Here is a 23,173-nt window from a genome sequence, read left to right as displayed (position 1 = left end):
GCGCCGGGTTCGGGAACCCCTCGAATTGTTTCTTTTCGACAGAGACACGTCTGGATTTGTCTGGGCAATGGACAGTCAACTGGACTCGAGGGCTTTGTCCTCATGCGAGGGTAAGTTGGTAGGAAACAAGCCGTGATAGGGCAGGCCATGCGGCAATACGCCGCGTTTCCAGATGTGGGAGGTCCGTGTAGAAGCCGTACCCAGCCATGAATTCATTCCCCGCGCGCCTCATTGCCATTGCCCTGCCACTCGCCAGCTCCCTGGGGTGTGGGCTCCAGGAACCCGAGAAGAAGGAACTCCCGGTGGACATCTCCTTCGAGGCCCGGGTGGGCGCGCGGCCCTTCGCCTGCGGGAACACGTACACGGGACTGGGCACCACGGCGACCACCTTCGAGCCCATGGACTTCCGCGTGTTCCTCCATGAGGTCCGGCTCGTCTCGGAGGACGGCACGGAGGTTCCCGTCGCGCTCACGGACGATGGGGTGTGGCAGAAGGACGGCGCGCTCCTGCTCGACTTCGCGGACAAGTCGGGCCAGTGCACCAACGGGACGGCGGCGACCCGCACGCACCTGGTGGGCACGGTTCCCGAGGGGAACTACCGCGGGCTGCGCTTCACGCTCGGCCTGCCCGAGGCGCTCAACCACCGCAACCCCACCCTCGCTCCCGCGCCCTTCAACGACACCACCCTGTTCTGGGGCTGGCGCTACGGCTATGTGTTCCTCCGCGTCGACGGGCGGACGACCGGTCTGCGCTCGGGCTACGTCATGCACCTGGGGAGCATGGACTGCCCCCCCGCGGAGCCGGGTCAGCCGTATGGCGGGTGTACCCTCCCCAGCCGCCCGGAAATCTCCCTGGAGGGCTTCGTGCTGGACCAGAGCAGGGTCGTCCTGGACCTGGCCAACCTCCTCGCCGACGCCAACCTGGATGTGGACGCGAACGTGCCCAATACCTCCATCGGGTGCATGTCCCAGAAGGAGGATCCGGATTGCGCGCCGGTATTCAACCGGCTGGGGCTTCCGTTCCATGACCCGTCCGAGGCCGTCGCGGTGCAGACCTTCATCCGTCTGGAGTAGGGGGGAGAAGCATGAGGCCGTTCATGACGAAGCGGTGGGTATTCCTGTCGGCGTTGGCCTGCCTGGGGAGTGGGTGCGGTGATCGCCCGCCCCCCGAGCCCGGGCCCGAGAAGTATCAGTGGCGGTTGCCCGCGGGTTTCCCGACCCCCGTGGTTCCCGCGGACAATCCGATGACGGAGGCCAAGGTGCAACTGGGCCGGCGCCTCTTCTATGACAAGCGCCTGTCGCTCAATGGCACCCAGTCCTGTGCCTCCTGCCATGAACAGGCACGTGCCTTCACGGATGGACGCACGCACGGCCTGGGCAGTACCGGAGAGCTGCACCGCCGCAACGCCCAGGGCCTGGCCAACATCGCCTATGCCACGAGTTTCACCTGGGCCAACCCGAGCATCCCCTCCCTGGAGGTCCAGGTCCTCTCCCCCTTGCTCGGCAAGGAGCCCGTGGAGCTGGGCTTCGGAGACAAGGAGGAGGAGCTGCTCGCGCGCCTGCGCGCCGATGCGGACCTCTCGGCGCGCTTCGCCGAGGCCTTCCCGGAGGAGGCCGAGCCCGTGTCCCTGGCCTCCCTCACGCGCGCCCTGGCGAGCTTCGAGCGGACGTTGCTGTCGGGCAATGCGCCGTATGATCAATACCTCGAGGGCAACACCAAGGCCCTGTCCCCGGCGGCCAAGCGCGGCATGGAGCTCTTCTTCTCCGAGCGCCTGGAGTGCAACCACTGCCACCAGGGCTTCAACTTCCAGGACGGCGCGACCCATGAAGGCGCTGGCGAGGCCGTCCTGCCCTTCCACAACACGGGCCTGTACAACGAGGACGGGATGGGCGCCTATCCCGCGACGGACCCGGGCCTCATCGAGCTGACGGGACGTCCCGAGGACATGGGGAGCTTCCGCTCGCCGTCCCTGCGCAACGTGGCGCTCACCGCGCCCTATATGCACGATGGGAGCATCGCGACGCTCTCCGAGGTGTTGGACCACTACGCCGCGGGCGGCCGGGCCCGATTGCTCGACTCCAGCAGCACGAGCCCACTGCGCAGCAGCTTCGTGCGAGGCTTCACCCTGACGCCCGAGGAGAAGGCGGATTTGATTGCCTTCCTGGAGGCGCTGACGGACACCGGGTTCCTGACGGATCCGCGCTTCGCGGACCCGGCCCTTCATCCCTGAGCCGTCACGGTCCGGTGCCGGGGGGTCCCAGCGCCGGGTCGCTCAGGAAGGCCTCGTCCGTCAACGTGTCGAGGAAGGCCAGCACGGCGGCCTTCTCCACGTCGCTCAGGGACAGGCCCGGCGCCTGCTGGCCATCCCCGCGCAGGGCGATGTCCAGGGTGGGGGAGGGCACCACGCCCTGGCGGTAGTGCTCCAGCACCGCGTCCAGCGTGGCGAAGCGGCCATCGTGCATGTAGGGCGCCGAGCGCGTCACGTTGCGCAGCGTGGGCGTCTTGTAGCGCCCCGTGTCCTCGGGCTCGAGCGTGATGCGGCCCCGGCCCCGGGTCTCGTCCTCCCCTTCGCCCCAGACGGAGTCCAGGCCATTGTTGTGATAGGCATTGTCCGTGAAGAGCTCCGTGTCGTGACACGGCGTGCACCGCGCCCGCACGAGCCCGTATCCCGCCTGCTCCAGGGCACTCAGCTCGCCTCCGGGCTCGCCCCGCCGCCACAGGTCGTAGCGAGAGCGCGCCGACACCAGCGTGCGTTGGAACTGGGCGAGCGCTCGCAGCAACTGGCCGAGGGTGGGCCCACCGGGTCCGAACGCGGCCTCGAAGCGTTGGACGGCCTCTGGCGTGGAGGCCAGGCGCTCCATCAGCGCTTGGAGATTTCCCTGCCCCATCTCATCCGGGTGGGTGATGGGCCCGAGCGACAGCGACTCCAGGTTCTTCGCGCCGCCATCCCAGAAGAGGCCGTCCATCCAGGCGAGGTTGATGAGCGCGGGCGCATGACGGACGAGCGGGCGTCCACTCACGCCGACCGTGGCGAGCGAGGCATCGAGCGAGAAGGCATGGGATTGGACGTGGCAGGAGGCACAAGACACGCGCCCGTTGCCCGACAGCAGGGGCGAGTAGAACAGCCAGCGCCCCAGGGCCACGCCCTCGGGGTTGGACGGGTTGTCCTGGGGCGCTGGCACGAAGGTGATGCCCAGGGGGAGGACGGGTTCGCCACCCTCCGGGGGGGACACGGCCTCCGGGCCCGGCCCACAGGCGCCGAGCAGGGCCAGCATCAGCTTCCATGCCGCGCTCCCGCCACGGCGCCCGGGGGGGCTCATCGGTTGGGGTTCTCCACTGACGTCAGGGAGAAGCCGTTCGCGAAGTTGTCGGACAGGGTGGCGCGCTCCACGCCGTTGCTGGCCCCGATGAGGGGTTGGGTGGTGGGGTGGAGCCCGGTGAAGAGCCGGGCGGTGTCCAGGCGCAGGTTCACGATCAAGGCCTTCTGCGCGTTCACCGTGACAGGAGCGGGAAAGACATGCCGCACGGTGCGGAAGTCGTCGTTGGTCCCCGTCTCCCAGCCAAACTCGGCGCTGCTCCCATCGGCCCTCACGTACTGGCCCTTCACCTTGGTGAAGATGTAGCTGGTGAACCACATCCAGGTTTCGTTGGCCATGTTCTTGAGGACGTGCAGCTCACCGGCCTGGCGGCTCAGGTTGTCATTGTAGGTGGGGTCCACGCCGACGCTGAAGGTGATGCCGGTGTAGATGCCCGCGGGCACCACGGGCACCTGGACGCGCTCGCGGCGGTTGGCCGGCATCATGACGGGACCCGAGCCCGTTTCCGGTATGCCGAGCACCGGCTGCTCCTTGATGGCCTCGATGAGGTAGTAGCTGTCCGGCAGTGCCACCTGCGTTCCGTTCTGCTTCTGGAGCCTCACATTGGAGAGCCAGTAGCGCAGCTCGGTGAAGGAGAGCTCCCCTTCGGGGGGGCCGTAGGGCGTATCCAGCGCGAGCGGCTGGCCGCCAAAGAACAGCGCGGCGTTCAGTGTGAGGTCGCCGTGGGTGGCGGCCAGCCGCGCCTGGAGTTGCCTCACCTGCTCGTTCGCCGCGTCCAGCTTGACGAGCACCCCATCCCAGTCCTGGGTGGCCAGCAACTCCCGGGCCTCGGCGAGCTGTTGCTGGACGTCGGCCAGCTGCGCGGTCAGCTGCTCCTTTTCCTGCTGTGCCGCGGCCCCGTCCTGCTCGTAGCGGGTGAGCTGGGCCCGCAGCTCGTCGATGGTGGACTGCATCCCGGCCAGTTGCCGTTCCAGCTCCTGGCGCTCACTCGTGGAGAGGGGAGGAGAGGGATTGTCCCCGCCGCACGCGGGAACCACCAGAACCGTCATCGCCGTCACGAGCAGGGCCCGGGCGTACCTGGAGGATGAAGACAAGAAAGAGCTCATGCTGGGGGCTTATACGCCGCGCCGCATATTTGAGAATGTGGCGTGTTGACGCATGCCAAGCGGGGCTGGATGTGTATTCCGCCCCGGGTCCGATTGAAATGTCTGTTTTTGGAAGGGCCTACTTCTTCGTCAGCGTATCGAGGGCGTTGCGCGCCTCGTTCTGACCGCAGTTCTTCGTGCCCACGCGGGGCGTCCGGCTCAGCTCCTCCAGCGCGGCCACCGCCTTCGCGTCGCCCAGGCCCTCCAGGCGCCGCGCCGAGCTGGCCCGCACGGCGCAGTCCTTCGAGGAGAGGGCCCGCATGTACAGCTCCACGAGGTCGAGCCCGTCGGTGGACTGCATCGCCTCGAGGTAGCGCAGCGCGCCCCACTGCCTGGGCGAGAAGTCCTCCTCGGCCAGCGCCTCGAAGCGGTCCTTCACCTGCTCCTTGGGCAGCGTCCCCAGGAACTTGCGCAGGCCCTTGTGGGTCTCGTCCTCGCCGAAGTCCGCGGCGAGGCCGTCCAGGACGCCCTCGTCCAGGGACTCGCGCGCGGCCGCGTCCAGGGTGTTCAACGCCGAGAGCTCTTCGGTGTGCCGGTTCACCTCGTGCAGCGCCCGCGCGCGCACCTGTAGCACCCGCGCCTCCTTCTTCGTCTCCGCGGGCAGCTCCGTCAGCAGCTTCAAGGCCTCGGCGGGCTTGCCCGTGTCCAGGAGCTGGCGCGCCGGGTAGGTGGGCTCGTGGCGGCGCACCCACTCGAACGTGCCCACGCCCAGCAGCACGAACACGCCGAGCCCCACGCCCACCGCGCGGCGGGGATGGGAGCGCACCCGGGCTCCGCTCTTCTGCACCACCGTCTTCGCCGCCCACACCACCGAGTCGCGCGCCGCCAGCACCGGCCGCATCGCGGTGTCCAGCCGATCCTTGAGCGGAGGCTTCATGGACACCTCATCCTGGCCTCCGAAGGGCAAACCCTCGCTGGCCCGGCGGGAGCGGTAGAGTGGCAGCGGCTCGTTCGTGCCGGGCAGGGGCACGTCGCCGAACGTCTCACAGTCCCCCTCCACCCGCGTGCGCGCCAGGTTCACCGAGCCGGTGAAGACGACGTCGCCCGCCTCGGCCACCTGCTCCATCGCCTTGACCACCTCCACCGGCTCGCCCATCACCGTGTCACGGGTGACGAGCACCTCGCCGGTGTGAAGACAGACGCGCGCGGGCAGCCGCTCGTCCGGGCCGCACTGCTGGTTGTGCCGCCACAGCCGGTCCTGCATGGCCATGCCGCAGAGCACCGCCTGGGTGGGTGAGGAGAAGACGACGAGCAGTGCGTCCCCGCGCTTCTGCACCAGCCGGCCGTTGTAGTCACGCACCAGGGGCTGCAGCAGCCGATCATGCGTCTCCAGCATCCGCGCGTTCTGCTCGTGCGTCTGCCGCGAGGTGCGCTCGGTGTAGCCCTGGAGGTCCGTGAGCATCAACGTGAGGTTGCGCGTCTTGCCGGACGCGGAGCCCACGACGGTGACGAGCTGCGAGCCCGAGGTGGACGGCTCGGGGGACTCCGGCTCCGGCTCCTCGCGCGCCGCGTTCAGGGGAGAGGGCGAGGGGACGGTGAACGCGCGGGAGGGCGAGACGGCGCCCTCGGGCAACTGCCGGCCCGGCGTGGCGCGGGTGGGCGCCTGCGAGGTCGAACGGGCGTTCCGGGGCGCTGGCTCCTCCGAGGGGGGCGGACCGCCGAAGGCGGAGGTTCCCGCGGGGGAGATCTCGGTCTGCTCCACCGTCACGGGCTCGGCGAAGGCGAGCGTACCGCTCGAGGGCGGAGTCGGGGAGGGGACGGGGAAGCGCGAGATGCTGGGGAGCGGCGGGAAGGGGGTGCCCGAGGCCAACACCTGGGGGAAGGGCGTCGGGATGGCGGGGGCCGACAGCGCGCCGAGTGCCTCCACCAGGGCGTGCGCGGTGGGCAGTCGCAACTGCGGATCCTTGCGCAGCAGTTGCATCACCAGCGCGACGAGCTGGGCATGCCCGGAGAGGGTGGGCGCGGCCTCGATGAGGGGCGTGGGGGAGGCCGAGGCGTGCTGGGCGACGAATTGGGTGGGGCTCGGGCCCGGGAAGGGGAGCTGGCCCGAGAGCATGCGGTAGGCGAGCGCGCCGAAGGAATACAGGTCGCTGCGCGCGTCCACCGGTGCGCCCACCGCCTGTTCGGGCGAGAGGTACTCCGGGGTGCCGACGACGAGGCCCACCTGACTGAGGTTGCCCGCCTTGTCCGCCTCCATCAGACGGGCGATGCCGAAGTCCAGCAGCCGGGCCTGTTCGCCACGCGGCCCACGGGTGAGCAGCACGTTCTCCGGCTTGATGTCGCGGTGGATGATGCCCCGATCGTGGATGGCGGCGAGGCCCTCGGCGAGCTGGTGCAAGAGGGGCAGCGCGCGCGCGGGTGGCAGGGCCCCCTGCTGAAGCACGTCGTAGAGGTTCTCCCCCTCGACGTACTCCATGACGATGCAGGCGCCGGCCGCCGTCTCGCCGTAGTCGATGACGCGCACCACGGCGGGGTGATCCACGGCCGACAGCATGCGCGCTTCGCGCTTGAAGCGCTCGATCATGCTCGGGTGCACCATCAGGTCCGAGTGCAGGACCTTGATCGCCACCCGGCGGCCCAGGGACACCTGTTCGCCGAGGTACACCTCGCCCATGCCCCCGGTGCCGAGCAGCTTGAGAACGCGGAAACGGTCATCGAGAACGAGGGATCCGGTGTTGATCACGGGCGCGCCATCTTCGCCGGAAATGGGGGGCGCGGGCAGGGGTCTTGTGGGGCCTTTGTCGGCCTCCCCGCCTGCCCTCCAGCCGACGGGATGATGACGCTGACTTTTTCCGGGCTCCCCGTGAACTGGGAGTGAAGGCGTGCCACAAGGGGAGGGGTTCCCTCCCGCCGGGCTGTCGTGCTACCCGCGATGAGACCATGCCCTCCAGCCTCTTCTTCGCCCGCCTCGTTCCGAATCGTCCCGACTTCGCGATGTCCATGACCGCCGACGAACAGGCCGCGATGCGCGCGCACGGCGAGTTCCTCCAAGGCCAGTTCGCGGCGGGCACGCTGGTGGTGGCGGGCCCGGTGCTCGACCCCGCGGGCGTCTTCGGGATGGCCGTGTTCGAGGCGGAGTCGATCGACGAGGTCCGCCGCCTTCTCGAGCGTGATCCCGCCAGGGCGGTGGGGCGCTACGAGGTCTCGCCCATGGGCCCGGTCATCGTCCGGCCGGCGCGTCCCGCTGGCTCCTGAGTATGGCCAGCCGGTCAGGCCGGGTGGAGCGCTTTGTCTTGTGTTGAAGCTGGTTTGTGAAGTGGAGCCTTGGTCGCAGCGGCTCCTTTCTTTCGAATACCCAGTCCTGATTGCCGTTGCGGTGTCGCGGCGGCAGGTTCACTGATTCCTTCGCCGCCGGGTATACATATTTCTCATACCGCATCCCGGACTGAGCAGTGATGCGGGCTCCGCGGCGGGTAGTTCCCGATTGAGGTCTCGGTTCATTGGGGCGCTCGGGAACGTAGTGGTTGGAAATTTTGATTTTCCCGGTGCGAGTGCTCCCGGTTCGCGGGTGACGCGCGGAGTCAATCACTGCCGTCCTCGCGATGGCGCCACCGCGTACTTGACGGACGAGGCTCGCTCCTTGCTACTGTCCGGCCCCCGCGCACGTCGCTGCTTTGCGTTTCGAGGTTTTATTTTACGTCCAAACCTTCCGCCGCTTCTCGCGGCAGCGGGAATGGGTATGCGCATGCCTTGCGCTCACCGCGGGCCCGGAGGTGGGGGCCAACCCGGCAAATATATAAGTAACCCCTCTACAAACGGCCTCATTTCCTCATATGCTCCTTGTCGCAGTCTCCTCCACACTTCGTGAACAACAACTCCGATGACGAACAAAGCTCTGCTCGCGGCCCTCTCCGCTACTTGTGTTGCTGTGACGGCCCATGCCGACCCGCTCCCGCTCCCCTTCACCTTTTCGGGCTACATGCGCGCCGGCACCGGCATCAACGTCCGGGGTGGCACGCAAGTGTGTATGGGCTTGCCCGGTGCCGACACCAAGTGGCGCCTGGGCAATGAGTGCGACTACGTGATCGAGCCGACCTTCAACGCCCGGCTCATCTCGCATGCGGGCTCCGACTGGCATGTGCACTTCATGCCCGGCATCTATCGCGCGTGGGGTGGCAAGGAGTTCCAGACCTACAGCTCGCCGGGAGGCCAGCTCTTCCCTGATAGCGGTACGGACGAGCTCGTGGCCCGCTTTGGTCAGGTCTACGCCTACGGGACCAACATCGCGGCGCTCGGCAATGGCAAGGTGTGGGTGGGCCGACGCTTCTACAACCGTCTGCAGACCGGCATCAACGACCAGTTCCTGGAAAACAACGATGGCGATGGCGCGGGCATCGAGGACATCGACGTGCGCGTGGGCAAGCTCAGCGTGGCCGCCATGCTCAACCCGCGCGGAGGCGTCAGCAACAACCGCATCTCCGTGCCCGTGCGCCTGACCAACATCCCCATCATTCCCAATGGCGGACTGGCCCTGTACGTCACCCCGTCCATGCAGCTCAGGAAGGACATCCAGACGGACACCCCCAATCCCCAGGAAGCCAACGGGCTGGCCGTGGGCCTCTACCAGACCCTCAACGGCGTCCTGCTCGGTGGCAACACGCTCGTCGCCTTCAAGATGGACTGGCTCGGGACCACGCGCAACAGCCGGGTCCTGCTGCAGCAGTCCGCCAATCTTGGCATCACCGTCATCGAGGGGGTGGCCGAGTACCGCATCAACAAGTCCGCTGGCAACGCTGGCAACAAGTGGTTCGGCGTTGGCATGCGCGCCGACACGCGCGTCATCGGTCCCTTCCGCGTGCTGGCCGAGGTGGGTCATGACGTGGTCAAGCCGGACAACGGTAGCCACACGCGCAACATGACCAAGTTCACCCTGGCGACGGCGGTGTCCGCGGGCCAGGAGGCGGGTTCCCGTCCGACGATCCGTCTGTTCGCCACGCACGCCATCTGGGACGAGGCGGCTCGTCTGGCCCTCGACCCGACTTCGCGCCTGGCTCAGGTCTTCGGCGACCAGAAGGCGGGCACCTCGGTGGGCCTCCAGGCTGAAGCCTGGTGGTGATGTGGTCCGGACGCGGCGCTCTCATCCCCGGCCGCGTCCAAGCAGGGTGGTTCTGGAGTTCGATTCGAGCGGCGGACACGCGTCATGTCCACATTCCCCGGGCCGGGACGATCCGGAATCGAGGAGGTGGTGCATGGAGAACTGGACGCTGGGTTATGGCTCGTTGCTGACGACGCTCGGTGTGGGCGGGTTCCTCGCGACGGGCGGACAACACAAGACGGCACTCATTCCCGCGGGCTTTGGCTCGGCGGCGCTCGGGCTGGGCCTGTTGTCGCGCCGGGTATCCTCGCGGCGCTGGGTGCTGGGGGGCGCGGCGCTCGTCGGGCTGCTTGGCTTCCTGGGGGCGGCGCGAGGCCTCCGCCAGCTCCCCGCCCTGTTGCGGGGGGAGAAGCTGGAGCGGCCTGCGGCAGTCATCTCCCAATCCGTGATGGCGGGGCTGTCGGCGGCGTACACGGTGCTCGGCGTTCGCGGCCTGCTGCGCGCGTAGACCGGGCCTCCGCGGTGGGTTCCGGGTCTCGTTTCACCGGAGGCCCGGGACTCATCGGTCATGCGACCTCAGCCAGCGCGGACGGCGTGGAGGAAGCGTGCGTAGCCAAGCTCGGCGGCGTTCTTCGTGAGTTCGACGTTGGCCCAGGCGACGACGTCGCCGAACGGACGGTCCCGCATGGGCCAGCGTGTTCGCTGGGTGGAGTGCAGGTCGTCGTCGGTGAGTGGCTCCAGCGCCGCTCGCCACTGTCCTTGGAGCCCGTCGAGCCACTCACGTACGCCATCGGCGGTGCCAGGCCACGTCACGTTCTCGCGGGAGAGCGTCCCGTCGCCGAAGGAGTGGTCGAGCACCATGGACCACCAGAAGCCGAGGTGCCACGTCAGCCACGCGATGCTCGCCGGACCGATGTCGTAGTCCTCGCGCTCCGGCCAGTCGGCGAGCCACCTTCCCTCGGGGCCTCGATGCACGTGCAAGCCCTTGGGCGAGGGGCGCCACAAGCACTCCCCGGTGGTCAGTCCATTGAGATGGTACTGGGTGAGGCTCCACGCCGTTTCGAACTGCCGCAACAGGTAGCCTCGGACGTCGTTGGACATGGGCGGAGCATACCGTTGGAGTCCTTTGACGTCGCTTCGCGGGGGGCTCACACTGCTTCCGTGTGAGTACCGTTCCCTCGTCCACCTCCCTCCGAAAGGTCTCGCTTCACCTCGGACAGCGTGTCCTGCACGTGCTTCTGGGCGGTCTGGTGTTGCTCGGCGGCGCGGGCCTGTCCCTGTTGCTCGGGACGATGGTCCTCTTCGCTCGCCCGCCGGGAGCCCCTCCGCTCGCTCTGGCCCTGCTGGGCCTGGGGGTGGTCCTCTTCGCGCCTTCGCCTTCTTGATGGGGTGCGCGGCGCTGATCCTGCTGCATTCCCTGTGCGGCCCGGATGCCACGCGCGCCCGCGCATGCCTGGAGGAGGAGGCCGCGGCGGGCCCTCACGGCACCCACCCCTTCTACCCCCGGCTCGCGGAGGCCGCCGTGCTCTTCGCGGAAGGACGGGAAACGGAGGCCCGTGCGGCACTCACCCAGTGGGAGGAGGAGTCCCTCGCCAGCGAATGCCGCGCGGAGCTGATCGTCGGCAACCTGTGGGCCCTCGAGCGGCTGCGTGCGGCCCTCGGCATGCCGGGTCCGGAGTCGCAGCCGGTCGTACAAAGCGTACAAAGTGTCTGACACCATGTCAGGACACCATGCCAGGTGTTGTCGAGGCGGGCGTAGAGCCTTCAACGGCTACCACTGGACGCAAGGAGTCTTCATGAAGAGCAAGATCGCGCAGCCGTCGTTCGACCCGGAACTCGCTTCACTCCTCCCGGCCCTGGAGGGGTATGTGCCGGTCAACATGACTCCCGACCGCTTGGCGCATTTCCGGGCGTTGAAGATGCCGACCATCGAGGAGCTCATCGGCGACCTGCCCGTCCAGTGCGTCGACTACACGATCCCCGGCTACCAGGGGGTCGACATCGTCGTCTCGGTGATTTCACGCAAGGACCATCACAAGCCCGGCCCTGGTATCTACAACATCCACGGGGGAGGCATGGTCATGTGCAACCGGTTCGCGGCGGTCCACCCGCTGGTGGACTGGGCCATGAAGCACGACGCGGTGGGCGTCACGGTCGAATACCGTCTGGCTCCCGAGCACCCCGACCCGATTCCCGTCGAGGACTGCTATGCCGGCCTCGAATGGATGGCGAAGCATGCCGAGGAGCTGAGGTTCGACCCCGATCGTCTGGTCATCTTCGGCGGCAGCGGAGGCGGTGGGCTCGCGGCGGGCAGCACGCTGCTGGCGCGCGATCGCAAGGGACCGAAGCTGGCCGGACAGTTGCTCCAGTGCCCGATGATCGATGACCGCAACGAGACGGTCTCCTCCTACCAGTACCAGGGCACCGGCGTCTGGGACCGCACCAGCAACCTGACCGCCTGGACGGCGGTGCTCGGCGACCGGCGGGGCACCGACAACGTGTCTCCCTACGCCGCACCCGCTCGCGCCACGGACCTGAGCGGCCTGCCGCCCACGTTCATCGACGCCGGGGCCGCCGAGGTGTTCCGTGACGAGGCCGTGGCCTACGCCAGCGCCATCTGGGCCGCGGGGGGCCACTGCGAACTTCACGTCTGGGGCGGCGCCTTCCACGGGTTCTACGACATCGCGCCCCAATCAGGACTCGCCCAGGCCTGCATCGCCGCGCGCGAGGCCTGGCTCGCACGTCTTCTGGCCCGCTGAGGCCGGGGACCGGGTGTCCGGAGGGGTGTCTCCGGAGGGGTGTCAGACGATTCGTCGCCGCCCCAGCGCCAGCAGCAGGAGGAGCGCGAAGGTCGAGGAGGCAGCTCCCGACGTCGTGCATCCGCAGCCCGCGTCCGGAGTGGGGCCCCCATCCCCGTCCGGCGAGCCCGGGACGACCGGCGTCCCACCATCGGTCGAAGGGGAGGGCGGCGTGCCGTACTCGAACGCGCCCACGTCCCACGCACCGTCCAGGCGCTGGCGCGGTTCACCGCCCAGGGGATGGACGTACTGGAACTGGGGCGCCAGGGATTGTGTTCCGTCCGTCCCCGGGTCCGTCCCCGCGTTGACGGCGGGGGAAGTTGCCTTCAAGTGGTAATCGAAGCTCGCCGGATCCACGAGGCCCGACTTGTCCGTGTCCAGATTGGACGCCTGCGTCGCCGTGCCGCTGATGCGCGTGCCCACGCCGATGAACAGGTTGTTGATGATCCGCGCCGTCGGAGAGCCGGCGATGCGCACGAAGGTACCCCCCGCCGTGCGGTCATTCACGAAGGTGTTGTTGATCACGAAGAGCGCCTGCTCGGGGTTGGTCGTCCCCTCGGCTCCGAACGACACGAGGGTCGAATTCTCGGCCGCCGTCCCCTGTTGAATCAGGTTGCCCACCACCTCCACCCGCCCGCCGTTGGGCAGATCGATTTCGTAGCTGGGATTGCCCTCCTCGCTGGTCAGCCGGTTGTACAGAATGGAGGTGCTGTACGCCCGGCTCTTCACCAGATGCCCGACCTTTGCCCCTTGTGAGTAGCTGAAGCGCAACGTGAAGCTGCGCACCCGGTTGATGTACATGTTGTGCGACTGGCCATCGCCCGCGCCGTTGCGCGCGAACCACGAGGACTCGATGAGTATGTCACTGTCGGCCTTGTCGCCCGCGAGCACCCCGTTCTGGTTGTCATGGAAGAAGCAGTTGCGCACCGTGAGGCCCGAGCCCTCCTGCCGGATGCCCGCCCCGTTCTTGTCTGGAACGCTCGCCCCGGAGAACTCGATGTTCTCCACCGTCGTGCCGTTGCCCTGGATGACCCAGATGGCCTTGCGATTGGCGAGCGTGAGACCCGCCGCGTCGAGATGCGCTCGCCCCTCCCCCACGCCGCGAATCGTCAGTCCATGGGCCTTCCAGATGGCCTCGTCCCGATAGTCGCCCGCGGAGATCTCGATGACGTCTCCATCACGAGCGACAGCGGCCGCGGCGCTCGGTGTGGCATGGGTCTTCCCCGGTCCGACCGTGAGCGTGGCGGCGCTCGTGACGGCGGGCATCAGCAGGCAGAAGAGAAGGGGGCCTCGGGCAATCGAGAAGTCGGGCATGGGGGCACGCACATTGCCAGTTTCCCCCTCTCCCTGTCGATGCGTGGCCCAGGCCCGGCGGGCAATCGAGACTCACTTCTGCACGGGCGTCGCCGCATGGGTTTTAGGAGGGGCCGCGGGAGCGGGAGCATGAGCGGGAGGTGGTGGCGTCCCGATGGGAGTGGCCGCATGGGCCGGAGGCTCCGCCGGAGAGGGAGGCGTTGCTGGCGCCACCGTGGGAGGCGGAGGTCGCGCCACCGGAGGCGGCTGGATGGGCTCGGGCCGCGAGGGCTCCGTGATGGGTGTCGCCGCATGGCTGGGGGGCGCGGAGGGAAGGGCCTCGCGTTGCCGGGGCCGGGGCGATTCCTGAATGGGCGTGGCCGGATGGCTCGGAGTCTCGGGAGGAGGCTCCGCGCGCCGCTCGCGCCGAGGGGATTGTCCGATCGGAGTCGCCGCATGGTCCTCCGGAGGCTCGAAAGGCGCCCGCTCACGGTCCCCGCTCAGCCTTGGGGGAGATGACTCACGCGGCACGGGAGGCGCGAGGCGCCCCCGCGACCGGGATGGAGGCGGGCTGCCGCGGTGCACCCGTCCAGACGGCGGCTGGGGTGCCTCGCCCGGCGGGGGAGGCCTCAGCGTCGTGCGCGGGACGGAAACGCCCGTGGCCTCGTGTACCCGCGAGGGATCCGGACCCTGGTTCCAATGGTCGCTCGAACGGGAACTCCGGTCCCGGATTGGCGAGGCGTGATGGTACGCCCACTGCGCGCGATCCCTCGGCAGCCGGTAGACGTAGACGTTGGGCTGGATGAAGTCCCGCTCGCTCACGAAGGTCCAGTCGGGTTCCACGGCGAAGCCCGGAGGCGGGAGGGGGGCCCAGCCGATGTAGCCATCGCCCGAGCGCCAATCCACCCAGGCGGGAGCCCAGTCCGTACCGGGCACCCAGACCCAGCCGTCATCGGGCGACAGGATCCAGCGCCCATAGTGGAACGGCGCCCAGCCCCAGTCCCACTGGGACGCGAAGGTCCAGCCTTCATCGCTGTACACCCACTGGCCGCCAGTGGCGTAGGGAACGAAATCCGGGCCCACCACCGAAGGGGACGGTTTCCAGACCAGCCCCACGCCGGGGAGGGCGCGCCACGGCCCGTACGGCGCGAGTTCGTCGATGAAGGCCTCCGTGCCGCTCACACTCGAGCTCGAGGGGCTCGTGCGCGGAGAGACCACCTCGGCCTCCGAGGTGATGCAGCCGGAGCCCACGGAGGGCAGGATGCAGAGGCCGCTCACCGCGAGCAGCCAGGTGAGGGGTTTCCTGCGCGGGCGCATGGACAGCCTCCTGGTGCGATTGTCTCCCCTTCAAGGTGTGTACGGTGGGATGGGCCAGGGCTGGATGCGCGGTATGCCTTCGAGAGCCGGACGCAACCCAGGCACATGGTTCGACCGCTCGGCCTCCTTGCTCGGGCCGTTCGGCATGCGGCTGCGCTCGCCGGGCTCCACACCGGGCGCATGGACACCTCGAGAGGCCCTCACCCGTTGCTCGCCCGGCGAGCGCTCTCAACACAGCTCGGCATGGGGTAGGGGGTGGTGGAGGCGGTTAGACCTCGGGGCGCTACTATCGGTCCGCGTACAACCTGACGGCCGCCGAAGGCGCCTCACCTCGCGGGCCTCGAGTCCTCTTCGGGAACCGTCCTCCGCGCCGTCATGGGCGGCCTCGCCATGCCAGCTCGTGGAGTGTTGAAACAAGAAAGCCCGGCGCATCGTCGCACCGGGCCTTCCCCTTCCGGCTCAGGGCGGCGCCGGAGTGATGGAGAGCTTGAGACTCTTGACCTCCTGAGCGGTCGGGGCTCTCGGTGGCCCACCGGTTCCGGTGAGCCGCAATCGCAGCGAGAGCTTGCCGTCCTTCACGGCCTCCGCCGGAACGGGCAGCGCGTAGGAGCCCGCCGCCTGTCCCGGGCGGATGCCGAAGGGCGAGATGGTCCCGATCAGTTGGCCGGACGAGGTGGTGACGACGATCTCGTGTCCGCGCTGGAGGACGCCGACCTCCACGACCACCGTTGCCGCCTCCCCGGCCTTCAAGGGGCGCGGCAGGGCGAGAACCACCTCGCCGCTCGCGGCCGAGGCACACGCGGGCAGCGCCAGGAGTGACAGCAGCGCGAGGGCGACCAGAGAGGAGCCCATGGCGTTAGAGCCTCCGGACGGTGGCGGCCTTGAGGGCCGGCGGGGCCTTGTCCTTGGCGTTGCTGGGCGCCAGGCGGATCTCCAGCTGCACCGCCCTCTTGGCCCCCTTTGGCGAGGCAGCCGCCTTGAGGGCCTGGAGCTTGGGGGACAGCGGCACGGCGAAGGTGGAGTCGTGCTTCATGCCGTGCATGGGCGGGCCGAAGAAGGCCACCGTGCCGCCGTAGTAAGGGCTGTCGCCGTCCACCGAGGTCACGTCGGCGGGCGCGTTGACCAGCACGTCGAACTCCCGCGGGCTCGACGGCTCGGTGGGGCGAGACACCGTGATGGTGGCCACCACCGGCCGCGCGGGAGCATTGGCGTCCGCCGCCTTCGTCATTGCCGCGGGGAGGGAAAGGACGGCAACGCCCTTCTTGAGCGTGCCCTTGGCCGGAGCCCCGGGCTTGGTCGCCGCCAGCAGCCGTGCCACCTCCGGAGCCGGGACCGGCTCCTCGTAGGCATACCCGAACTGCTCGGTGCTCAGGTAGTCGCCAGCCTTGCCATCGAGCACGAAGGTGCCGTCCGAGCGGACGAAGAACAGGAACGGCTCGCTGGACAACTGCTCCAGTTCTTTGGCCTGCGGGAGGATGGGCATGCTCAGCCGCTGCTGCTTGCGCGTCCACACGTCCCAGAGCCGGTCCATGTTCGAGTGGTGCAGGAAGAATATGGGGTCCACGGGCGACAGGAAGTTGGTCATGTTGCCAAAGGGGCCCGGGTTCCAGGGACCCACGCCGCCGATGTAGTTGTGGACCTTGTTGTGCGGCTGGCCCTCGAGCACGGAGAACTGGGTGGTCGAGCCTGGCATGGTGACGTGTGATGGCGTCTTGGAGCTGGAGAAGCTCCGCGTCACGTCATCGCTGTAGAACTGGGTTGGTTGAAGCCCGGGGCCGATCACCGACCAGGACACGGCCTGCGCTGTCTTGAAATCGAGCTTCGCGTTGTCACGGGTGAGGTAGCGCGCCTTGGCGTTCGTGGCGAAAGCCGCGTTGCCCGGGTCGATGACGCCCGTGCTCGGGTCCTTGCCAATGACGCCAGCCCAGAGCAGCTCGAAGCTGTTGTTGCCGCGAGCGGCCATCTGCGTGAGCTGCGTGGGGTTGAGCTGTTTCCAGTAGGCCTCCAGCGACGGCTGGATGAACGCAGTGAAGGTGTCGATGTCCTTGGTGTAGGGCGCATACGCCGCGTCGGTCGGCGTCAGCACGCCTTCGAACATCTCGTCGGGAATCTGCGGCAGCTCCGTCCAGTCCCAGTATGGGAAGGCGAAGGTGGGATCGCCACTGAGCGAGCGGATCGTCTCCTCGACGTACCCTACGTAGCCCCGGTGCCAGACGTAGAACCACCAGTTGCCGTGTGGGCAGTCCATGAAGTGGACGAAGGCGTTGCGGAACCAGTTGCGCGGATCGCTCGCCGGCAGCGCGAGCATCGCCTGGATGCCCTTGGCGTAGCTCTTGAGCATCTCCTTGCCCTTCGCGGACGTCACATTGTAGCGGACGTACTTCGCCGTTTGCGCTCGTGCACTCAAGGGTAGCATCGAAGCACCAGCGAGGGTCGCCGTCGTGACAAGAAATTCGCGCCGAGTGAAGTCCATGGCCAAGCGTCTCCCGTGCAGCGGGGTTGGCCAGAGCATGACCACGTCCGCGCTGCCAAATCAATCCTGGGCGGTGTGCCAGTGACGTGTGCAGTAGGGCCCTGCTGCCAGCTTCCCGCGAGAAGCCGCAAGCCCGGCCCCACTCCTCAGATGGGGCGAAGGATGGACGGAGTGGAGGCTTCCGGCAGAAGTGCGACTCGGCCTGGGGCGCCATGGGCTCGCACAGGGGGTGAAGGCCGACGTCGGCGACCGCAGCTCAACGCCATGTTCAGACGACCCTCGCGGGGGCCTGGGTCCACACGGTACCGTTGGAACGCAACGCCAATGCGTGGCGTCTGGCTCTCCTGGCGCTGGCGGTTTGCGCCTCAACACCACGCGGCCTGGGGTGGCCCTCGCGCCGGGGCCAGGTGCGGCACTGGCTCCTTGAGCTCGGAATACACCCTGGCGGCTCTGGAGGGATGCGCTACGCATCCGGCGCGGCCTCGGGGTTACCTGTCGACTCGCGAGCAACCCTCTACGGCTTGTCGATGACGCCGGAGTCACAGCCCGCGGAGGGGGTCGGCGCTGGCACACCGGACTTGAGGTAGCACCGGGCAAGGTAGCCGTTGAACCCCGGCTTCACATAGGTGAAGGCCTTGCAGTGCGGGGCCTCGGCGATGCACGCCTCACGGCAGCTTTCAGGACGCGCCTCCTGCATCTCGAAGTTCCGGTAGTCCTGCCCCCCGCGGTCGACGTTGGTCTCGATCCACCCGGAGACGAGCCCGGTGTTGCGGTTCGACAGGGTCGTTCCCGAGATGGTGTTGGAATTGATGGTGGGACTGGGGATGCCAGACTTCAAGTAGCACCGGGCCTGGGTGCCCTGGTAGCCAGGCCTCTCGAAGGAGCTCGCCGAGTCCGCCTGGTTGGCCATGGTGTCGTGGGTGCCAGGAATGGAGAGTGCGGCCAGGCTGGTGGAGTCCGCCAGCCAGCGCATCCAATCCGGGTTGTCCGCCAGGGCGATGTGGACTGGAGCCAGGACGGTGAGGACGAGCAGCTTGAGTGAGAGGGCGTTCTTGGAGGACGTCATGATGAGCCTTTCAGCGGTGGACGCAGCTCGGCGTGTCGGGGAGCGCGCCACGTGCCGAGAACATTCGCACTGCCCCGACTCCCTCGCTGTGCGTGGGTTCACTCGCTGGAGGTGAAGGGCGTCACACGGCGCCAGCCGTCCGCCGTCCGGCTGGGCTTCACACCGGGCGCGTGGACACCGTGAGCTCGGGGACCCCCCAGTTGGCGTGGTGCTGAGACTCGCGGTGTTGCTATACGTCGACGCATGATGAAGACCGGAGGATGTGCATGTGGCGCAGTGCGGTACGGCATCACCCTCGAGCTCACGCCGGTGACGTTCTGCCACTGCTCGAAGTGCCGTCGATGGCACGGGCACGTCGGCGCCTACACCGCCGTCGACCGGCCCGGGGTCGAATTGACTGAACAGCGCGGGCTGAGGTGGTACGCGGCGTCTGCAACGGTGCGCAAGGGTTTCTGTGGTGAGTGCGGGTCGAGCTTGTTCTGGGACGAGGAGGGCGTGCCGAAGATGTCGATCTGCGCGGGGACACTCGACGCCCCGACCGGCCTGACGCCGAAGGCGCACATCTACCTGGGCAGTCAGGGTGACTATTACGAAGTGCCCGACGATGGGCTCATTCGGAGAGAAGAATTCACCCGCTGATCGGTGCAGCCCACGGCTTTGCTGGCCCCTGCCCCCTCCTCCTCTCCCACTCGAGGGAGCAGAAATGGCCGCGCTTTCGCGCCTGGAGCGAAGACGCCGTGGAACCCCGTGAGGTTTGTCCGAGGCGGAGGTACCAGCGACGCCGACGGCCAAGAGCTGAGCTGGAGCACCTCCATCTGGCGTGAGCCCTTGGCCGCGCCGGGTGGTCTTCGTTCAAGACCCGGCGGGCAGATAGCGCCGCTCATCGGCGAGCGCCTCGGCGGCGAGGGTGTGGACCCGCTCGTCCCGGCTCATTGCCAACACTTAAGGCTCATCGGAAAGGCCGTCGCCACCCTGCGGCGGAATTCCAACCACTGATGTTGATCCGCCGCCGTGCTGTCCGGTATTCACCCTCCGGACCGGTTGTCAGCTTCGACGTCTATGGCTTCTGCCCACCCGCTCCACCCACGCCCATCGGTTCCTGGCCCGGCAGTGGCTTGCCTGGCGTGATGATGTCGAAGGACGGATCAAAGTCGTCCAGCATCTCCATCAGTGCCTTGAACTTCAGTACGTCGCCCTGGACCTTGATCTTCCCGGAGGAGACGGCCTCGTCGAAGGTGAGCTTCTTCAGGTTGATGTCGTCCAGGATCGTGCGCGTGAGGGTGAGCGTGGCATCCGGCCTGGGAAGCTGCTTCCTGGTGGAATAGACGAGCACCGAGTTCTGGAGGGTGAGGGCGTAGTTCTCCCGGGTATCGGTGAAGCGCAGGTGGAAGCCCAGTTCCTGGCCGAGGGCCTTGCGAGCGTTCAGCCGGATGCCGAGGTAGTCCAGGTACATGTCCGTGGGCAACGCCCTGAGGGTATCCGGGCTGTTGCTCTGCACGTGCGGCGTCCTGGGGACTCCATGGCGGAGCTCGAAGGCTCCCGTCAGGTATTCGTTGCGCCAGGTGGCGTTCTCCGTCTGGTAGCCCAGCTGCTCGAGCGCGTCCGCCTGGAGGTGGCGTGCCTGGGTGTTGTCTGGGTCCGCGAAGATCACGTGGTTCATCACCTCCGCCACCCAGCGGTAGTCGCCTTGCGCGTAGGCGTTCCGGGCCTTGTCCATCACCAACTGGGCGCCTCCCATGAACTCCACGTAACGACGGGCAGCCTGCTCGGGGGGCAGGGGATGCAGGTGCGCGGGGTTCGAGTCGTACCAGCCGAGATATTTCTGATACACGGCCTTGGCGTCGTGATTCACGGAGCCGTAGTAGCCACGCAAGAACCACTCGTGGCTCAGGCCATCCGGGAGCTTCAGGGCCTCGGCGACCTCGTTCATCGTGTAGCCCTGGTTCATCAGGTGCAGCGCCTGGTCGTTGAGGAACTTGTACGCATCCCGCTGCTTCTCCAGGTATGGCACCAGCCGCTCCCTTCCCCAGACCGGCCAGTGGTGGGAGCTGAAGACGACCTCGGCCTTGGCGCCGTAGGTGTCGATGGCCTCGTTGAGGTACTTCCACCAGTTCATGGCGCTGCGCACCTCCGCGCCCCGCAGGGTGTAGAGGTTGTGGAGGGTATGGGTGGCGTCCTCCGCTGCGCACAGCGCCTTCTTCTTCGGGAGGTAGAACATCATCTCCGTGGGCGCCTCGGTGTTCGGTGCCATGAGGAAGACCAGTTCCACCCCATCGAGGGTCCGCTTGTCGCCCGTCTCGCGGATGGTGTCGGTGGGAGGGATGAGCGTCACGGTCCCCCTGGCGGAGGTGGTCTTTCCCAGGCCGGCGTCCACCTGTCCCTCCGGCCCTCGGTCGAGCAGCGGCCCATACATATATACGGAGCGGCGGTTCATGGCGTTGCCCGCGTAGACGTTCTCGCTGACGGCGTACTCGAGGAAGTTCTCCGGAGCGAGAATCCTGACCTTGCCTGCCTTCACGTCCGCCTCCGACACCACGCCCTTCACGCCTCCATAGTGGTCCACATGGCTGTGGGTATAGATGACGGCGCGAACTGGCCGCTGTCCCCGGTGCTTCTCGTAGAGGGCATAGGCCGCCCTGCCAGTCTCCGCGGTGATGAGCGGATCGACGACGAGGGTTCCGGTCTTGCCCTCGATGATGGTCATCACCGACAAGTCATAGCCTCGCACCTGATAGATGCCGTCGGTGACCTTGAACAGGCCATTCTGCATGTTGAGCTGGGCCTGCCGCCACAGGCTGGGATTGACGGTGGGGGGCGCCTCCCGGCCCTGGATGAACTGGTAGGGCTTCAGGCTCCAGACGACATTGCCGTCCTTGTCCGTGATGGTGAGGTCGGGCTCGGTTCCAATGAACCCGCGCCTGGCGTCCTCGAAGTCCTGTGTGTTGGAGAAGGGCAGTTCCTGCCGGACCTGGGCATTGAGCCGGACCGTTCTCTCGGTGGGGGGGCGGGTACCCGGTGTCCGCGCCTGATCTTGCGGCTGTGCATGACCTGGTGTCTGCGTCTGATCTTGCGACTGGGCCTTCGCTGCGGTGGGCAGGGCCAGCGCCAGTTTCACCGCCAACACCACGAGGTGTCGTGGCCACCGATGTCTTCCGGACATGCCAGCTCTCCTTTCGACGTCAAACCGTGAGAGGGTGTGCACGCACGCGGGCCCGTTCACCCCGGCCTGGATGGCCGAGGCTCTTGCGCGGTAGCCAACTGGCTCCTCCCTCGCCACTTCAACTGGGGTTGCAATCCGTTTGACCTGACATCTCTCCAGCGCCAGGGTCCCACGCTCGCGGCGGTTCAGCGTCGGAGGGTGATGCCCCGGAGGTGCCGCTTCGGTGCGCGAGCACCTGGCGCTGACGGTGGAGCGCATGTCTCGCGCGACTCGGGAGGATTGCTTGGATGCCGTGCTCCGGGTGATTCCTGGCGTAGTGCGGGCCAACGCCGCTCTCAAGCACCGCGAGGTGCTCAACGACCCAGGCTTCCTGCGCGAGCGCCTCGACGCCCTTCGCCCAGAGTACTTCGAGGATGTCTCCAGCGCCTATCGCTACGCGGTGAACGGGTGGCTGTACGCGTGGGACAGGGCGTTGGGGCGGCATTGGGATCTGTTAGTCATGGTCGGGTGTCGGACGATTCGTGGGCGGTGTGGTGCAGGAGGTGGGTCTCCAGGGGGCACGACAGCAACCACGATGCAAGCATGAGGAACGGCGCCGACGCCGTCCTCCTGGCAACGACTTGACCCCGGAGGGCTCCTGGTCCTCCTTGACTTGAGAGGTCAAATCCGCTCCCCTGTGTGTCTCCAGGAAGGAGCCTCACCATGGCGGACGAGAAGAACGGAAAGGGCGGCGGACCAGGGCTCTTCGAGCAGGGCAGGTGCTACGAGGTGGATGCCTGCCTGGGGCGCCTCTGCGAAGCGCGGAACGTGGCCACGGGCACTCCGGCCCTGACGCTCATCCCGAGAGATGACGTGGAGTGGCAACCCGGGGGGCCTTGTCGCATGAGTCTCGTCTACGAGCCGGAGCGGGACTCGGTGACCGTGGACGTGGAGCAGGCGCCCGCTTCGGTGCGCACGTCGGAGCTGACCAACCTGCTGGTCCTGATGTCGGCCGCGTTCAAGCGCGTGGAGGATGATGACGAGGTAGCCGCTCACCTCGCCAGTGGGCCCGTGCGCCGCCTGGGGCCTGGGAGCCCGCATGTGCGTCGGGGTTGGCTTTCCATGTCGTGGCTCACCGCCGCTGGGGTCGCCGTGCTCGCGGCGAGTCTCGGTATCTGGTTTTGCTCGACGCGTGCTTCCAAGCTCCCGACTCCTGATGATTTCGGTGTGGTGGTCGAGAATCCCTCTCAATGGGAGATGAATTTCGTCGACCGGAGCAATTCCCCGGCGGTCGTTGCCTACCCCATGCCCTCAAAGCCCGTGCCGAAACAGGCCGTAGCACCCTGCGAGGCCGACAATGGGGAGGTAGAGATCAACAAGGGCTGTTGGGTGGAACTCGCGAAGAAGCCTCCCTGCTCTCGTAAGCAGGCGGAGTACCAGGGCAAGTGCTACTTGCCTGTGCGTAAGGAAGACCCCTTGCCTCAATCAGTCAAGCCGTGAGCGCACGTCACTCTCGATGATGAGGTCCAAGTAGCGTGCGAGTTCTTTGATTCCTTCCCCGGGAGCGCGTAGTCCGAGTTTATCGGACAT

The 23,173-nt window shown here is 67.5% G+C and carries 20 protein-coding genes; 10 read left to right on the top strand and 10 right to left on the bottom strand.

Annotated features, from left to right (window positions below):
• Positions 1–206: 206 nt before the first annotated feature.
• Positions 207–1,073: an MbnP family copper-binding protein gene (locus CYFUS_RS44645; RefSeq protein ID WP_095990776.1), complete on the top strand. Its 867-nt coding sequence runs from the start codon at positions 207–209 to the stop codon at positions 1,071–1,073.
• A gap of 23 nt (positions 1,074–1,096) precedes the next feature.
• Positions 1,097–2,230 (top strand): methanobactin export MATE transporter MbnM, encoded by a 1,134-nt coding sequence (locus CYFUS_RS44640; protein WP_232537168.1) that lies wholly within the window; start codon positions 1,097–1,099, stop codon positions 2,228–2,230.
• A 4-nt stretch (positions 2,231–2,234) separates the two neighbouring features.
• Here CYFUS_RS44640 and CYFUS_RS44635 read toward each other — a convergent pair whose 3' ends face one another.
• From CYFUS_RS44635 to CYFUS_RS44625, 3 genes are all read right to left on the bottom strand, one after another.
• Complete coding sequence (locus tag CYFUS_RS44635; RefSeq protein WP_232537167.1) at positions 2,235–3,320, bottom strand: cytochrome-c peroxidase; 1,086 nt, start codon at positions 3,318–3,320, stop codon at positions 2,235–2,237.
• Positions 3,317–4,411: an MbnP family protein gene (locus CYFUS_RS44630; protein WP_232537166.1), complete on the bottom strand. Its 1,095-nt coding sequence runs from the start codon at positions 4,409–4,411 to the stop codon at positions 3,317–3,319. The genes CYFUS_RS44635 and CYFUS_RS44630 overlap by 4 nt, the downstream gene beginning before the upstream one ends.
• Positions 4,412–4,541: 130 nt before the next feature.
• A complete protein-coding gene (locus CYFUS_RS44625; RefSeq protein WP_095990772.1) occupies positions 4,542–7,145 on the bottom strand; it encodes a protein kinase domain-containing protein in 2,604 nt (867 codons plus the stop codon).
• 197 nt (positions 7,146–7,342) lie between these two features.
• On the opposite strand from CYFUS_RS44625, the gene CYFUS_RS44620 reads away from it, so the two are divergent.
• From CYFUS_RS44620 to CYFUS_RS44610, 3 genes are all read left to right on the top strand, one after another.
• Positions 7,343–7,657, top strand: a complete 315-nt coding sequence (locus tag CYFUS_RS44620) for a YciI family protein (RefSeq protein WP_095990771.1) — start codon at positions 7,343–7,345, stop codon at positions 7,655–7,657.
• Between the two features lie 673 nt (positions 7,658–8,330).
• A complete protein-coding gene (locus CYFUS_RS44615; protein ID WP_157759008.1) occupies positions 8,331–9,518 on the top strand; it encodes a carbohydrate porin in 1,188 nt (395 codons plus the stop codon).
• Positions 9,519–9,651: 133 nt separating this feature from the next.
• On the top strand, positions 9,652–10,005 hold the full coding sequence (locus CYFUS_RS44610; protein WP_095990769.1) for a hypothetical protein: 354 nt from the start codon (positions 9,652–9,654) through the stop codon (positions 10,003–10,005).
• Positions 10,006–10,073: 68 nt separating this feature from the next.
• Here the strand turns inward: CYFUS_RS44610 and CYFUS_RS44605 are convergent, their stop codons facing one another.
• The gene (locus tag CYFUS_RS44605; protein ID WP_095990768.1) at positions 10,074–10,598 is read right to left on the bottom strand and encodes a DinB family protein; all 525 of its coding nucleotides are present in this window, start codon (positions 10,596–10,598) and stop codon (positions 10,074–10,076) included.
• Between the two features lie 131 nt (positions 10,599–10,729).
• Between CYFUS_RS44605 and CYFUS_RS44600 the strand changes: the two genes are divergently transcribed.
• The 3 genes from CYFUS_RS44600 to CYFUS_RS44590 all read left to right on the top strand — a co-directional run bounded on the left by CYFUS_RS44600 (position 10,730) and on the right by CYFUS_RS44590 (position 12,256).
• Positions 10,730–10,882: a hypothetical protein gene (locus CYFUS_RS44600; RefSeq protein ID WP_157759007.1), complete on the top strand. Its 153-nt coding sequence runs from the start codon at positions 10,730–10,732 to the stop codon at positions 10,880–10,882.
• Positions 10,879–11,211, top strand: a complete 333-nt coding sequence (locus CYFUS_RS44595; protein WP_157759006.1) for a hypothetical protein — start codon at positions 10,879–10,881, stop codon at positions 11,209–11,211. The genes CYFUS_RS44600 and CYFUS_RS44595 overlap by 4 nt, the downstream gene beginning before the upstream one ends.
• An 82-nt stretch (positions 11,212–11,293) precedes the next feature.
• Positions 11,294–12,256: an alpha/beta hydrolase gene (locus CYFUS_RS44590; RefSeq protein WP_095990765.1), complete on the top strand. Its 963-nt coding sequence runs from the start codon at positions 11,294–11,296 to the stop codon at positions 12,254–12,256.
• Between the two features lie 42 nt (positions 12,257–12,298).
• Here the strand turns inward: CYFUS_RS44590 and CYFUS_RS44585 are convergent, their stop codons facing one another.
• From CYFUS_RS44585 to CYFUS_RS44565, 5 genes are all read right to left on the bottom strand, one after another.
• Positions 12,299–13,609 (bottom strand): right-handed parallel beta-helix repeat-containing protein, encoded by a 1,311-nt coding sequence (locus CYFUS_RS44585; RefSeq protein ID WP_095990764.1) that lies wholly within the window; start codon positions 13,607–13,609, stop codon positions 12,299–12,301.
• A 72-nt stretch (positions 13,610–13,681) separates the two neighbouring features.
• A complete protein-coding gene (locus CYFUS_RS54205; protein WP_095990763.1) occupies positions 13,682–14,905 on the bottom strand; it encodes a DUF6600 domain-containing protein in 1,224 nt (407 codons plus the stop codon).
• A 459-nt stretch (positions 14,906–15,364) separates the two neighbouring features.
• A complete protein-coding gene (locus CYFUS_RS44575) occupies positions 15,365–15,757 on the bottom strand; it encodes a hypothetical protein (RefSeq protein ID WP_095990762.1) in 393 nt (130 codons plus the stop codon).
• A 4-nt stretch (positions 15,758–15,761) separates the two neighbouring features.
• Complete coding sequence (locus CYFUS_RS44570) at positions 15,762–17,321, bottom strand: tyrosinase family protein (RefSeq protein WP_232537165.1); 1,560 nt, start codon at positions 17,319–17,321, stop codon at positions 15,762–15,764.
• Positions 17,322–17,892: 571 nt separating this feature from the next.
• A complete protein-coding gene (locus CYFUS_RS44565; RefSeq protein ID WP_095990760.1) occupies positions 17,893–18,444 on the bottom strand; it encodes a PAN domain-containing protein in 552 nt (183 codons plus the stop codon).
• 276 nt (positions 18,445–18,720) lie between these two features.
• On the opposite strand from CYFUS_RS44565, the gene CYFUS_RS44560 reads away from it, so the two are divergent.
• Positions 18,721–19,083 (top strand): GFA family protein, encoded by a 363-nt coding sequence (locus CYFUS_RS44560; RefSeq protein ID WP_232537164.1) that lies wholly within the window; start codon positions 18,721–18,723, stop codon positions 19,081–19,083.
• Between the two features lie 418 nt (positions 19,084–19,501).
• Here the strand turns inward: CYFUS_RS44560 and CYFUS_RS44555 are convergent, their stop codons facing one another.
• Positions 19,502–21,559 (bottom strand): alkyl/aryl-sulfatase, encoded by a 2,058-nt coding sequence (locus CYFUS_RS44555; RefSeq protein WP_198316353.1) that lies wholly within the window; start codon positions 21,557–21,559, stop codon positions 19,502–19,504.
• A 927-nt stretch (positions 21,560–22,486) separates the two neighbouring features.
• Between CYFUS_RS44555 and CYFUS_RS44545 the strand changes: the two genes are divergently transcribed.
• Positions 22,487–23,083 carry a hypothetical protein gene (locus CYFUS_RS44545; RefSeq protein ID WP_232537163.1) on the top strand — a complete coding sequence of 199 codons (597 nt, stop codon included), beginning with the start codon at positions 22,487–22,489 and terminating at the stop codon, positions 23,081–23,083.
• Positions 23,084–23,173 lie beyond the last annotated feature (90 nt).

The organism is Cystobacter fuscus (assembly GCF_002305875.1).
GTDB classification, from domain to species: domain Bacteria; phylum Myxococcota; class Myxococcia; order Myxococcales; family Myxococcaceae; genus Cystobacter; species Cystobacter fuscus_A.
This window is presented reverse-complemented; position numbering and strand designations above follow the sequence as displayed.